Raw genomic sequence first — 14,735 nt, 5'->3', positions numbered from 1 at the left:
CAAAATTGCTATTAAATACCAAGATGGTACTGGTTTTCTGTATCATTAAATCGTGATAAAAACACTATTAAAACGTCATTAGAACGTCATTAAAACGTCACCTTATTTGCAGATAGTCTAACGCAAAATATAGATCGTAGGCTATTAAGTTTTACAATTTATTATTATGCCTCAATATGCTAACTCCACTTCAAGCATTTGCCTGTAAAACCCTATAATCTACTGCTACCTGTCACAATAATTTCCAGAGCTCGCCTACAGAAAGCTGCACTACGGCAGCTCATCCTTAGTGGGTTATCTATATTATATATAATCTAGTAGTTACTTACCTTGATGCTGAGAGTTGATCTCTCAGCACTAACATTATAAAAATACTGATCAACCTGACCCTATGAGAAAATCACCTTATAGGATCGCAATCATGTCATGTCCAGTTACTAGCCAATCTCAACTTATCTGTAACGTCGATAAACTAGTTACAGATGTTCTATCCAATAATATTAATATTAGCAACGTTAGTGTGCAACTCTCAGCGTTATACCTACCGCTGGTAGCCGATTATGATTCTAGCTTGGATTATTTCCCAACCATTACTGCTTTTATAGATAGCGCCAATAGAGTAGTATCTAGTAATCATTCAAAAAAAATAAGGTGGGGTTATTATAATACTAGGAACTTCATTGATAATTTGTACGCTTATAAAAGTAATATTTTAAAAAACAATATTAAAGTAATTGAGCAAGAAAAAGTTAATACAAAAAAATTAGACATTTACATGAGTCAGATGTTGAATCATTACTCAAGATTGTTAATTGTACGTGTGGATTTAGGGTATTCAAAAGATACCATTCATCTGGTGTCTATCGAGACCTTTTATGAACACTTAAAAAAACTTAGAGAGCTTATTGGTAAAACAGAAAGCTGTTTTGAAGAATTAGAGGGCAATGTAATTGCTTTAGAACAAGGTCATGACCGTGGTTATCATGTTCACTTATTACTGATGTTTGATGGTTCTAAACGCTGTAAAGATACTCATATAGGACAGCTAGTTGGAGAAAAATGGCAGAGTGTTACTGGTGGTCTTGGCAGTTACTACAACTGTAATAAACTGCAGTATAAAAAAAAGCAGGAAGCTCTTGGCAGGTTAGGTGTTGGCATGATTCATCGTCGTAACCCGAAAGATGTGCAAAATGCTATTAATGCTTCTTTGTATTTGACACAGCCTGATAAAGAGAATCAACATTTAAGGGTGAAGCTTCGTAAAATGAAAACTTTCACTCATGGTATCTATGAGACTGCCAAACGTAGAGGCCTACCTAAATAGCAAAATAATCTCAGATATACAGTATCATCATGAGATAAGACAGGAAGCCTAGCTACCTGTCTATTAACCCCAATCTATCCTAATCAAAGGTCTGCTTAATCGCAGGCCTTTTTTGTGCGCTTAATTTAAGGAGCTTATATGCAAACGATCTGTCCTTACTGTCACTCATCAAGGGTGACGAGCAATACGGATACTGATAGTCCCTTTAATATCTTCGAGCAACTGTGCTCACAATCTGCCCTATCAGGTCTTGGTGTAAGCGTCTGTAGGTATTACAAAATCAATTCAGCTATCGGTGTGGTAGTAGGTACGGCACTGGCTTCTGCGATCAGCTTGGCTAAAGACAAGCTACAACAGCCACCTTTGATCACCCTAGCAGAAAGGCCCAGTTATACCTGCAATATCTGCTCAAGAATTTTCACTATTTAACCTATCTATCTAACCCATAATTCTAATCAAATCTAAAAGGAATATTCTCATGGCACATTTAATCGAATCAATGGCATACGTTGGTGAAACCCCTTGGCATGGCTTAGGTAATGAGCTTGCACCTAAGCAGCCTATCGAGGTCTGGGCAAAGCAAGCGGGTATGGATTGGCGTATAGAATCATCAGACGTCAGCTACATGGCTAATAATGACAAAGGGCACAATCTGATTCTGCCCTTTGCTGAACAGAAGGTTTTATACCGTAGCGATAACTTCGAGCCGTTATCGGTGGTCAGTCAGCGCTATCAAGAAGTCCAACCTCGTGAGATTCTAGAATTCTACCGTGATCTTACCGAGCAGTCTGACTTTGAGCTTGAGACTGCTGGGGTATTAAAGGGTGGTCGTAAGCTATGGGCGTTGGCTCGTACAGGCCAGTCAGCAACGCTTAAGGGTAAGGATGTCAGTAATGGCTACTTGTTACTGGCAACCGCTTGCGATGGCACGCTAGCGACTACGGCGCAGTTCACATCGATCCGTGTGGTCTGTAATAACACGCTTGCTATTAGCTTAGCTAACGGAAGTGGTGGCGTAGTGAAAGTACCGCATAGCACCTCGTTTGATGCGGACAAGGTCAAGCAGCAACTAGGCGTTTCAGTCAAACAGTGGGATGAGCACAGCTACGAGATGAAGCAGTTATCAGAGCGACGTGTGACCCAAGCAGAAGCAGCCAATTATCTCAGCCGAGTTTTCAACGATCAGGACAATGACCTCATTCTGTTTAACAGTGCTAAGAAAGAGAAAGATGCCGTGCCAAACGCTCGCGCCATGAATCAGGTGATGAACATGTTTAACGGTCAAGGTCGCGGAGCCGATCTTGATGCCGCTAAAGATACCGCTTACGGCTTGCTATGTAGTATCACTGAATACGTGGATCACGAACGCAGAGCAATGTCGAAAGACCATCGATTAGACGGTGCTTGGTTTGGCTCTGGCGCTAAGCTCAAACAAAAAGGCTTAGAGGAATCGCTACTGATGCTGGCTTAACCAGCCACGTTTAAAGTCTGAAAATACAATCAACCACGCCTTCGAGCGTGGTTTTTTATGCCGCTTATTTCATTAATACCAATAATCAATTTATCGAAGGAGTTCGTTATGAACATGATTGCACTAAACAGCACGACTCAGCTAAGACAGGCCAAACGTGCCACCGTTAGGCTTAAACCAGCAGTAGTGAAAACGAAGCAAACCGATACTGCTGATAAACCTACCCAATCTAATACTTCAAAGACTGCTAAGCGCTTGGTCAACACCAAAGATTTAAGTCATGAAGACTGGTTAGCCATTCGTAAGCAAGGCATTGGCAGCTCTGATGCCGCAGCCGCTTGTGGTATTCATCCGTATTTATCAATGCTTGAACTATGGATGATCAAGACAGGACGTATGACATCGAATATCGATGAGAACATTGAAGGATATTCACCACTCTATTGGGGCAATACCTTAGAGCCGATGGTGGCTAAATACTACCAAGAGTATATTGGAAACAAGGTGCGTCGCGTCAATGCCATCTTGCAGCACCCTGATTCTGACAAGCACTTTATGCTCGCTAACCTAGACTATGCCATCACTGGTAATGACGAGGTACAGATTCTAGAGTGTAAGACCGCTGGTGAACACGGAGCCAAGCTATGGAAGCATGGCGTGCCGTTGTATGTGACGTGCCAAGTACAGCATCAATTGGCGGTCACTGGCAAACAAGCTGCGCATATCTGTGTGCTGCTGTGTGGACATGAAACTAAGATTTATAAGGTTGAGCGTGACGAGCGTTTAATCGAATCTATCATGGAGCATGAGAGCCTGTTCTGGCAGTACGTGGAAACAGACACACCACCAACCCCTGACCACTCAGAATCTGCTGCTCGGGCATTAAAACAGCTTTATCCAACGCATAAACCCTCAAGCAAGGTTGATCTAACGGATGATGATGGCGCTAACAAACTGTTTGAGCAATTACTGAGCTACCGTGACTATATGCAGGAGTTAGAAGAACGTCATGACCAAGTGAAGCATCAGCTGCAAACGCTGATTGCTGATAATGAAGTTGCCGTGTTTGATAAAGGGGCTATTTCATGGAAGCGCTCGAAAGACAGTGTCGGTCTTGATAGCAAGGCCGTTATTAAAGCGCATCCTGAGCTGTTAGCCAAATTTAGTAAAACTAAGCATGGTAGTCGCCGCTTCGTTATCTTAAACGACTAAGCCGAAACCTACTACATTTAACCAAAACAAGCGCATAAATGCCCACCCTAATTGGTGGGCTTTTTTATGGCTAAACACATTTTATTAAACCTATAAGGAATATCACCATGATTAAAGGTCTAACAATAACCCCGCCAGTTCTAGGTCGTATCAGTATTGGACGTGTCATTCAAAAAGACGGCAAGCGTCTGCCTGCTAAAGACGATCAATTCACTATCACCAGCCAAGTGCAGAATAAGGATGGCTGGATCAACCACCCACTTGATGCAAAGCTACGCGAAAAGAATGACGGTAAGCTCAGACAGATTCCCGTACGCATGCTGTTTAATGATCCTGAGCTAAACCTGCGAGCAGAGTACACGCTGTTCGATAGACAAACAGGTCGTCCATTATGCGTAGGTGATGGTGAGCAGTGTCAACGTCGCACCAATAATGGCGTTGAGCAACTGTCTTGCCCATCACCAGATCGTTGCCCATTAGCACAAGGCGGTGCTTGTAAGCCATATGGTCGCTTGTACGTTAATCTCAGTGAAGATGATGAGTTAGGTACGTTTATCTTTCGCACCACAGGCTTTAATAGTATTCGCACGCTTGCCGCACGGCTGAGCTACTTTGCTGCGGTGTCAGGCAGTAAGCTGTCGTGTTTACCCCTGCAATTAACGCTAAGAGGTAAAAGCACCACGCAAAGCTATCGTACGCCGATTTACTTTGTTGATTTAACGTTGCGTGATGGTGTGACACTAAAGCAAGCAGTGCAAGATGCACAGGCAATTGATGCGGAGCTTAGCGAACACGGTTTTGATCAAGCCGCGCTAGAACAGGCTGCAAAACAGGGTTACGTCAATTCATCCTTTGAAATTGATAACGATGGTTTGTTAGACGTGGCTGAAGAATTTTATCCCATGGAGACAGATGACGTTAGCAGTAGTCAGCAGGGGAATTATCAGAACGGGTTAGCCACTCATAACGTGACTAGCATTGAGCAAGGGCTACGGCAAAGCGTAACAGCGGTGAGCTAAGGAAACTGAGGAAGATATGCTGCGTAAGTCAGTTTGGTCAAAACAAGCGATCTAAAATCGCTTTTTTTACTTCTTATCGGTTTATTTTTAGTGGCTTATTGCCTAGGTTACGTCTTAAAATGTGCTAGTTTTTCATAATGGCATATTAAAAACGGATTATCACTGTTTAACGTAAGGGTAGCTAAAATGGATTTAGAAAAGATAATAGCTTTAAGTACTTCAGTACAACTGTCTAAGAAAATATCTACAAGAATTACCAATCAGACTGAACGTTATTTACAGAGCTTTGGTGAAGGTACGGTAACAACGAAACATCTTAAAAGTATATGGGACGATATTTGCTATAAGTTCCAAACAGAAGGATTTTGCGGCAAGGTCTACGATCTCATGGTCGTAGAATATGTTGGCTCACTGGTGGATGCTTTAGAAGACTATGAATTTAATGCCATCTACCTTCAAATTGAAAGCCTGCGTACGAGCCTATCTGATTCAGCTAAGAGTACGCCATCAGGAGTAGACAAACAAAGTTCTATTAGCATGTATCACTTTAAAGATGAAGTTATTGTATATATCACTGAAGAATACGTTTATAAACGGGCTAGATGTCACACAAACAAAAGGCTTAGAAAAGCTCTAAATATTTAAGATAGTCATGTATGAAACTTATTATTAAAAGTATTTTTGACACAAAAAAGGAGCTGATTATTCAGCTCCTTTTTATTGCTTAATGGATAAGGTCCGTCGGACGATATAAGTCTCATAAAAAAATACAGGACTCCCTGACTGTATGAGAACAGATGTTCCCATACAGCAATTAGGAGATAAGCATGGAAAATTCAAACACAGCACAGCCAGTAATCGAGCAATGTAATCACATACCACAACTATTGAGTATTAAAGATGTTGGTAGCTATACTGGTCTTAGTCGTTCTACGATTTATGAGATGGTTAATGAACAATCTGATCGTTACGACCCAACATTCCCTAAGAAGGTGCAACTGACACAGGTAAGGGTGGTGTGGGTAGCAAGCGAGATTGCAGAATGGATTAATACAAAGATTGCAGAACGTTCAGTATAGATTTATCCGACTGCCCTAACTTTACAAGTAGGGCAGTTTATTTTTTTTGTATTATGAGAGGTTTCTTAATCTAATACACTAAGTAATATACTTTAGGCAGAAGAAAAGACATCAGAAACTTTGTGTTTATAATCAAAGTCTTATTGCAATTAAAAGGCTATTTCATGCACAAAATATTGTTAGGGAAAAGTTGTGTAGGATAGTATTTGGCATTAACAGAAATATGCAGATAGTCTTTTGAATAAAAGACTATTTAAACAGGCTAAAAGACTATTCAAAGGTTCTTCAAAGACTATTTTTCACTATTAAACATATATAAAACAAGGGCTTAAGGGTCTCTCTAGAGAGGTGATAAAAATATTTATCTTATTAATAATCATTTATCACTATCTTGATCAAAAGCAGCCGCTAGTAGGGCGCTGTAAGGGGTCGTCTCCATTTTCATGCATATAGATTTAATAGGATGACGATGAATGGCTATATCTAAGCGTAGCAGGCTATCTGACAGGTTACAGCTTATACGTTTGAAAGTAGGGCAATATCAAGGATCGTGAGCTGTTAAATAGATCAGACAAAAGTATATCCTTAGAAGGATATTTCAAGCTCGTATGGTAGACTACTTCGAATAATATAATCACAAAACAATAATCATGTATAAGTTAATCTTTAATAGAGAGTTTACGAATGAGCAAAAACCTTAGCGGTGCGGACTACCCTTTATCAAAAATATTTAGCTCAGATTTTGAATACGTTATTCCACCTTATCAAAGACCATATGCATGGACGATAGATCAGGCATCCGAGTTATTTGAAGATTTACATAGTTTCTATCAATATGAACCTGATGAGGAGTATTTTCTTGGTAGTATTGTTCTAATTAAGGAGGAAAATAAGCCTCATTCTGAAGTAATTGATGGTCAGCAAAGATTGACCACTTTAACAATCCTACTAGCTGTGTTATCAAATAAACTACAGGGTGATGATAGGAAGGCACTACTGCAATACATACTAGAGCCAGGGAATAAATTTGAAGGATTAGAGAGTAAGCCACGATTAACTGTTCGCAGTCGAGATCGAGATTTTTTTGCATCTTACGTTCAAGGCCTAAAGTTTGACGAACTTTTCGCAATGGACGAAAAAGCGTTTGAGAATGAATCACGTCTAAATATCAAACGCAATAGTCAGCTTCTAGATAAGTACGTTTCTGAAAAGTTTGGTGATGATGTAGAGCAAATTGAGAGTTTTACAGCTTTCCTGCTTCGAAAGTGTTATTTAGTAGCGGTATCAACCCCTAATCAAAAATCAGCCTTTAGAATATTCTCAGTAATGAATAGCCGAGGGTTAGACTTGCAGCCAACTGATATCATTAAGGCCGATACGATTGGCATGGTTGAATTAGAGGCCCAAAGAGAAAAATATAATGAACGTTGGGAAGAGATGGAGGTCGAGCTTGGACGGAGTCGTTTCAATGATTTGTTTTCTTATATTCGTATGATTCATGCTAAAGAGAAGGCAAAACGTTCGTTGCTAGAAGAGTTTAGAGAACACGTACTAAGTAAAGGTATTAGTCCTGAAGATCTAATTTCAGCAGTCTTAGAGCCTTATGCAGAAGCATTGTTGATTGCAAAAAATAGTGATTATGTAGCGGTAGCCCATGCCGAAGAAGTCAACAGGTATTTAAAATGGTTAAATAGAATTGATAACTCTGATTGGGTGCCAACAGCAATCAAATTTATAAAGAATAATAAAGCTAAGCCTGAGTACATGGCTTGGTTTTTTGAAAGATTAGAGCGACTGGCAGCATTTATGCATATTTGTGCCTATAACATAAACCAACGCATCGAACGTTATAACAAGGTGCTTAGTGCACTTGAAAACGATCATTCTCTTACTAATCCTATAAACGAGGTGGAATTAACAGATGATGAAAAGCATAAAATGATTAAGGTGCTTGATAGTGATATTTATGATCTAACATCAAGAAGAAGAAACTACTTAATATTGCGATTAGATGCATTTATATCAGATGGAGGAGCAACTTATGATCCTACTATCTTAACTATTGAGCACGTTTTACCCCAGACAGTAGACAAGGAAAGTGAATGGGCCCAATGGTGGCCTGTAGCAGAAGAAAGAAAAATATGGGTACATAGATTAGCTAACTTAGTACCCTTAAATAAGAGACGCAATTCAAGTGCTAGAAACTTCGATTTTGATAAAAAGAAAAATGCTTACTTTTTAGGTCGAAAAGGAGTTTCTTCGTATGCACTCACTACACAAGTCATTGGCTATGCTCAGTGGAAGCCAGACGATTTGCCTAAACGTCAAATAGAGCTTATGGACATTCTAGCTGATAACTGGCGATTGAAGATTGACGCATAAAAACTCTATGTTGCGACTAATAATAAGATTTGAACTATGAATAAGGTAACCAACCACCAATTAAAATATTTTGCTTGGGAAATTACTAAGCAGCGTAGTAGCTCCGACGACGCACGTATTGCGCAGTCGCTATTCGATGCTCAGGTTGACGTAAACCCACACCAGATTGAAGCGGCATTATTTGCGTTGAGTAACCCTTTAAGTCGAGGTGTTGTCTTAGCCGACGAAGTAGGTTTAGGTAAAACTATCGAAGCAGCATTAGTACTATGCCAATACTGGGCAGAGTATAGAAGGAACTTGCTAGTAATCTGTCCAGCATCATTACGAAAGCAGTGGGCATTAGAATTACAAGATAAATTTAACTTACCTGTACAAGTACTAGATTCGTTTACTTGGAAAAAATTACGTCAAGAAGGTGTTTATAATCCTTTTGAAAATAAAAAGATCACCGTTATATCCTATCCATTTGCGACCAGAATGGAACATGAGCTGGCTAAAATACCTTGGGATATGGTTGTAATTGATGAGGCGCATCGGCTGCGTAATGCCCATCGTCCTAGCAACAAAACAGGCAATAGCTTTAAAAAATCTTTAGTTGCTCGCAATAAACTACTCCTGACAGCAACGCCACTACAAAACTCATTGATGGAGCTATATGGTCTTAGTACTATCATTGATGAGCACCTATTTGGTGATGATAAAGCGTTCCGCCGTCAATATGTTAACGAAGATAACTTGCCAGCCCTTAAGCGCCGATTGGATCAGTTTATCCATCGTACGTTACGTAAGGATGTTTTGGAATATATTCCATATACAAGACGCCATGCTTTGACGGTACCATTTACACCTAGCGATGTAGAACAGCGTTTGTACGATCAAATAAATAGCTACTTACAAAGAGAGTTTAGCTATGCCTTTCCTGTACAGCAACGACACCTAATCACGATTGTTTTACGTAAACTACTAGCGTCTTCTACTTCTGCTGTTATCGCAACATTAGAGTCGATTCGTAATCGTCTTCAGGCTCTTTTAAATAATCAAACCATTGATGCAGAATGGATAGAGCATTTTATAGCTGATGAAGATATAGACGAAGAGCTTATCGAAGAGGACGAGGACGAGTATAGCGAATATGAAACTCGCGGCGTTGATGCAGATTTACTTAAATCTGAAATTAAAGAGGTCGATCAGTATCTTGCTTTAGCTCATGAAATTGATGAAGACCGTAAGTCCCACGCGCTGTTAACGGCGTTGGAGCGTGGGTTTGCCCGTATGTTTGAAATGGGGGCGCCAAAGAAGGCTGTGATATTCACTGAGTCACGTCGCACGCAAACCTATCTTGTAGAGTTTTTGCAGTCTCATGGGTTTAATGGCAAGGTAGTCGCTTTTAATGGTAGTAATAATAGCCCAGTCAATACTGGTATCTATCATAGATGGTTAGCTAAACACGTAGGTAGCGACAGAGTTACTGGCTCATCGTCAATAGATAGACGTACAGCGCTCATTGATTATTTCAGAGATGACGCTGAAATCATGATTGCTACCGAAGCCGCTGCTGAGGGTGTCAACTTACAATTCTGCTCTTTAGTGGTTAACTATGATTTACCTTGGAATCCACAAAGAGTCGAGCAGCGTATTGGTCGCTGTCATCGCTATGGCCAAGCTTTTGATGTGGTTGTAGTCAACTTTGTCAACGAGCGTAATGCAGCTGATCAAAGAGTGATGGAGCTACTTAGTGAAAAGTTTGATCTGTTTGAAGGGGTGTTTGGAGCCTCGAACGAAATACTAGGATCGATAGAAAGTGGTATTGATTTTGAGAAACGTATTTTAGAGATTTACGATAAGTGCCGTACAAATCAGGAGATTCAAGAAAGCTTTAATAAACTACAGTCTGAGCTTGAGGCTCAAATCAATCAAAAAATGCTACAAACTCGAGACCTGCTATTAAAGCATTTTGATGCTGATATCCACGAGTTGCTCAAGATTCATAAGCAGCGTGCTGAAGAGCAGCTTGATCGTATCAGTAATTTCTTTTGGGCGATTAGCCGAGCACTGCTATCCTCTTATGCCGAATTTCATTCTAATCAGTTAAGTTTTACGCTACATAAGTCGCCTACAGTAGATATTAAGGTTGGTAGCTATCAACTGATCAGAAAGGGCGAATCTGTACCTGATAATACCTACATATATCGTCTCACGCATCCACTTGGTGAGTATGTACTAAATAAGGCAAAGCACCTACCCACTGAGACTGCGCAGATAAACTTTGATTACAGCAATTATGATAAAAAAGTATCAAGCCTTGAGCCATTAGTAGGGCAGTCAGGATGGTTGTCGCTTAGCTTATTATCACTAGACTCATTTGCAAAAGAAGAGCATTTAATACTGACAGGAATGAATGATAATAATACTGTCTTAGATGCTGATATCTGTGAGCGTATTTTACGTTTAGAAGGAGTAGTGATTGAAGATAAAATAACGATAGCTATTCCGAAACTATTCACCGATACAATCGAGTTTCAGCATAAAAACAAACTGAGTGAGGCGCTTGATAGTAATCAGGTGTTTTTCAAACGTGAGCAAGAAAAGATCGAAAGTTGGGCAGATGACCATATGGCATCGGCTGAATCAGCACTTGACGATATCAAACTTAAAATACGTAGCTTAAAACGAGAAGCTCGCCAAGCCAGCACCATCGATGAGCAAAAGCAAAAGCAGGAACAACTCAAAAAGGCAGAACGTGAACAACGCAAACTCCGTCAAAATATTTTTGATGTAACTGATGAAATCGAGGAAAGACGCGATACATTAATTGAAAACTTAGAGCAGATGATGCATAAAAAAAGCCAGTTTGAAACGCTTTATCATATTCGCTGGCAGCTGCATTGATTCTATAGCTATGATAAGCTCAATGATGTTTTACCTGTCCATTGCAGCACCAATATGGTAAATTAGTAGGTTAATTTTTTCACTCTTTTAGAGCTAGGTTTGGTTTCATTAATTGAGACTGGCCTAGCTCGTTTTGTCATAAGTCTATGACAAAGTGCTGCTATAAAAACCCTGTCGAAGGACTCACCATGAGCCAATATGCCAATCTTAATCAAAAACTAAAAAACATCTTTCAAATTGATCGTCCTGATCTAGATTTTGGTATTTATCGTATCTTGAATGCTCGTCGTAACGAAATCAGTGATTATCTAGATAATCGTCTCAAAGCCAAAGTAGAGACGTATCTGAAGGACGCCAAAAGCGATGTTCATGACAGTCAGCTTGAAAGCATTACTAATCAAATTAAGGACGAGTTTGGTAAGCGTGCGTTCGATGAGGCAGGTAACTTAGTCAACGAAACCGCTATCGAAAGCTCACTTGGACAACAGTACCAAGAGCTACGCGATCATGCTGATAGCAGCTTTGATCAAGCGCAAGTGTTTAGCCATTTGTACACCTTCTTTAGTCGCTATTATGATGAGGGTGATTTTATCAGTCAGCGTCGCTACAAAGGCGATACCTATGCTATCCCTTATTCTGGTGAAGAGGTGATGCTGCATTGGGCGAATAAAGACCAGTACTATACCAAGTCAGGTGAGATGTTTAGCAATTACCGTATTCGCTTTAACTCGATAGGTGAGCCTGATAAGTCTGTCTTATTTCGTTTGTTATCTGCTGATACGGCAAAGGACAATCAAAAAGACAATGACAAAAGTCGTCGCTTCGTTATTCTCTCTAAGCCAAAGACGTTAACTCGTACCGATGAAGAAGGCGAAGAATATGAGGAAATCGTACATCCTATAGAACTTAATGATGCTGGCGATGAGCTGACGGTATGGTTTGAATACGCAGTCATGGACAGCAAAGCCAAGCAAGACAAGCTTAATCTACAAGCGCATGATGACATCTTAGACAATACTAAAGTTACAACAGCATGGGCAACCTTACTCAAGCACCCAGAGCCAACCGAAAAACAGTCTGATCGTGACTTACTCCGTAAGCATCTAGATACTTATACGCAAAAGAATACTGCTGACTATTTCATTCATAAAGACTTGGGTAAATTCTTAAATAATGAGCTGGACTTCTATATCAAAAACGAAGTCATGCATTTAGATGATGTGGTTAATAGTTCAGGCTTTATAGAGATCGAGCGCCAGCTTGCGCTGATCAAGTGCTTACGCAAGATCGGTCGTGAGTTGATTGAGTTTTTAGCGTCGCTAGAAAACTTTCAAAAGAAGCTATGGCTTAAAAAGAAGTTCGTGGTATCGAGCCATTATTGCATTACGCTTGACCGTGTTGACGAAGCGCTGTATAGCGAAATTGCTGATAATGAGATTCAGTGGCAGCAATGGGAAAGCCTAGGGTTTAAGGTAGCTGATGATAGCCTACCATATTGGGGTAGCAGCCAATATCTAGAGGAACATCCGTATCTAATGGTGGATACTAGTTTGTTTGAGTTAGGCTTTAAAGCCAAGCTGTTAAATAGCATTGATGATTTGGATGAGCAAACAGATGGTTTGATTATTCATAGTGATAATTTCCAGGCATTAAGTTTAATTCAAGAAAAATATAGCAAAAAGATTGATTGTGTACATATTGATCCGCCATACAACACAGAAACAAGTGGTTTTCTATATAAAAATAATTACCGTCATTCGTCTTGGTTAACATTTATGAACCAAAATCTTTCTTTAACCAAAGATCTAGTAAGTGCTAATAGTTTTCTCCAATGCCATATAGATGAGAATGAATATGAGAGTTTATTTAAAGTTATAAGTGATGTTGGCTATAATAGTGCAGGCACCATTGTTTGGGATAAGCAGAACCCTATGTTAGGTAGAAAAGGTGTGGCTACACAGCACGAATATGTTATTTGTTGTGCTAGTGAAGATAATCCTATTATGATAAATAACCCTAACGTTTACACAGCACTTGATAAAGCTAAGTTATTAATAGACGGAAATAATGGCAAGGTAGATCAAGAAGTACAGAAGTCTTTCTCAAGCTGGGTATCTAAACAGAAAGATTTTTCTGGGGGAGATAAAGCTTACAAATTGATAGAAGATGATGGAAGAGTTTTTCGTGGCGTAGCAATGGGCGCACCTGAATACAGGAAAGACCCTAAATTCCATATACCTTTAGTACATCCGGTGACTGGAATGGAATGCCCTGTACCGCCAAATGGTTGGTCTAGAACCCCAGAGACATTACAAGATCTGATTGATAATAATCAGATACTTTGGGGGAAAGATCACACTACTCAACCTCAAAAGAAAGTGTATATAAATTATGATTCAAAAAAGCAAATTTCTTCAATAATCCAGGACGCTACTAGTGGAAAAAAGGTTTTGGATCCACTAAATCTAAGTTTTCCCTACTCTCATCCCACTTCATTATATAACGTCTTACATAATGTTATAGATTCGGGTTCTACAGTATTAGACTTTTTTGCCGGCTCAGGTACTACTGCACATTCATTAATTGATCTTTATCGATTATATTCTAAGCAAATTAGATATATCCTAGTAGAGCAAGGTGAACATTTTCACACGACACTCAAACCTAGAATCCAAAAAATAGTCTATAGTGAAGAATGGAGGAGTGGCGTACCTACTATATCAAAAGATAGTAATAAAAATAATAGTACTAATCCTTGCAATGGAATTAGCCATTGTCTAAAAATCGTCAAGCTTGAAAGCTACGAGGATACTTTGAACAACCTTGAGCTTAAACGTAGTCCTGCTCAAAATGATTTGTTTGCTGACTTGACATCTGCTCAGCAAGACGACTATCTAATGCACTACATGCTCAATATTGAGAGCAAAGACTCGCTACTTAACGTGGCTGATTTTGCCAATCCTTTTGATTATCAGCTCAAGATAACGGCAGACAGCGCTGGCGCTTATACAGTACAAAACGTCGATCTTATCGATACCTTTAATTATCTCATAGGGTTAAAGGTTAGAAATATAGACTATCAGCTAGATCGAGGATTTGTACAGGTAGATGGGCACTTGCGCACAGGTGAGCTAGTTACCGTGTTTTGGCGTGACTGTGAACAGATTGGTTATGATGAGCTGGACAAGACACTGAAAAAGCTGCGTATCAATGCTTTAGATAGCGAGTATCAGCAGATATATGTCAATGGTGATCATAACATCAACACCAAGCTTACCAGTACTGATGGTAGTGAGAGACAACTAAAAGTCCGCTCAATAGAGCAGGTATTCCTTGAGCGCATGTTTGCAGAGTAAGTT

The 14,735-nt window shown here is 39.7% G+C and carries 10 protein-coding genes; all 10 read left to right on the top strand.

The window, feature by feature from the left end:
- Window positions 1-421 precede the first annotated feature (421 nt).
- The gene (locus tag ACTXGH_RS09270; RefSeq protein WP_439296847.1) at window positions 422-1,324 is read left to right on the top strand and encodes a YagK/YfjJ domain-containing protein; all 903 of its coding nucleotides are present in this window, start codon (window positions 422-424) and stop codon (window positions 1,322-1,324) included.
- 138 nt (window positions 1,325-1,462) lie between these two features.
- Window positions 1,463-1,753 (top strand): hypothetical protein, encoded by a 291-nt coding sequence (locus ACTXGH_RS09265; RefSeq protein WP_439296849.1) that lies wholly within the window; start codon window positions 1,463-1,465, stop codon window positions 1,751-1,753.
- 49 nt (window positions 1,754-1,802) lie between these two features.
- Entirely contained in the window at window positions 1,803-2,795 is a 993-nt protein-coding gene (locus tag ACTXGH_RS09260; RefSeq protein ID WP_439296851.1) for a DUF932 domain-containing protein, read from the top strand.
- A gap of 108 nt (window positions 2,796-2,903) precedes the next feature.
- The gene (locus tag ACTXGH_RS09255; protein ID WP_439296853.1) at window positions 2,904-4,007 is read left to right on the top strand and encodes a YqaJ viral recombinase family nuclease; all 1,104 of its coding nucleotides are present in this window, start codon (window positions 2,904-2,906) and stop codon (window positions 4,005-4,007) included.
- Between the two features lie 107 nt (window positions 4,008-4,114).
- Window positions 4,115-5,026, top strand: coding sequence for a recombination directionality factor (locus ACTXGH_RS09250; RefSeq protein WP_439296854.1), 912 nt, complete (start codon window positions 4,115-4,117; stop codon window positions 5,024-5,026).
- A gap of 186 nt (window positions 5,027-5,212) precedes the next feature.
- Window positions 5,213-5,671 carry a hypothetical protein gene (locus ACTXGH_RS09245; protein WP_439296855.1) on the top strand — a complete coding sequence of 153 codons (459 nt, stop codon included), beginning with the start codon at window positions 5,213-5,215 and terminating at the stop codon, window positions 5,669-5,671.
- Between the two features lie 182 nt (window positions 5,672-5,853).
- On the top strand, window positions 5,854-6,105 hold the full coding sequence (locus ACTXGH_RS09240; protein ID WP_439296856.1) for a helix-turn-helix transcriptional regulator: 252 nt from the start codon (window positions 5,854-5,856) through the stop codon (window positions 6,103-6,105).
- A 684-nt stretch (window positions 6,106-6,789) separates the two neighbouring features.
- The gene (locus ACTXGH_RS09235) at window positions 6,790-8,487 is read left to right on the top strand and encodes a DUF262 domain-containing protein (protein ID WP_439296858.1); all 1,698 of its coding nucleotides are present in this window, start codon (window positions 6,790-6,792) and stop codon (window positions 8,485-8,487) included.
- Window positions 8,488-8,523: 36 nt separating this feature from the next.
- Window positions 8,524-11,376: an SNF2-related protein gene (locus tag ACTXGH_RS09230; protein ID WP_439296860.1), complete on the top strand. Its 2,853-nt coding sequence runs from the start codon at window positions 8,524-8,526 to the stop codon at window positions 11,374-11,376.
- A gap of 188 nt (window positions 11,377-11,564) precedes the next feature.
- On the top strand, window positions 11,565-14,732 hold the full coding sequence (locus ACTXGH_RS09225) for a site-specific DNA-methyltransferase (protein WP_439296861.1): 3,168 nt from the start codon (window positions 11,565-11,567) through the stop codon (window positions 14,730-14,732).
- The last annotated feature ends 3 nt before the right edge of the window (window positions 14,733-14,735 follow it).

This window comes from Psychrobacter sp. 1Y10 (genome assembly GCF_052259005.1).
GTDB lineage: Bacteria > Pseudomonadota > Gammaproteobacteria > Pseudomonadales > Moraxellaceae > Psychrobacter > Psychrobacter saeujeotis.
Note: the sequence above shows the minus strand (reverse complement) of the source record. Positions and strands in the feature narration are given on the sequence as shown.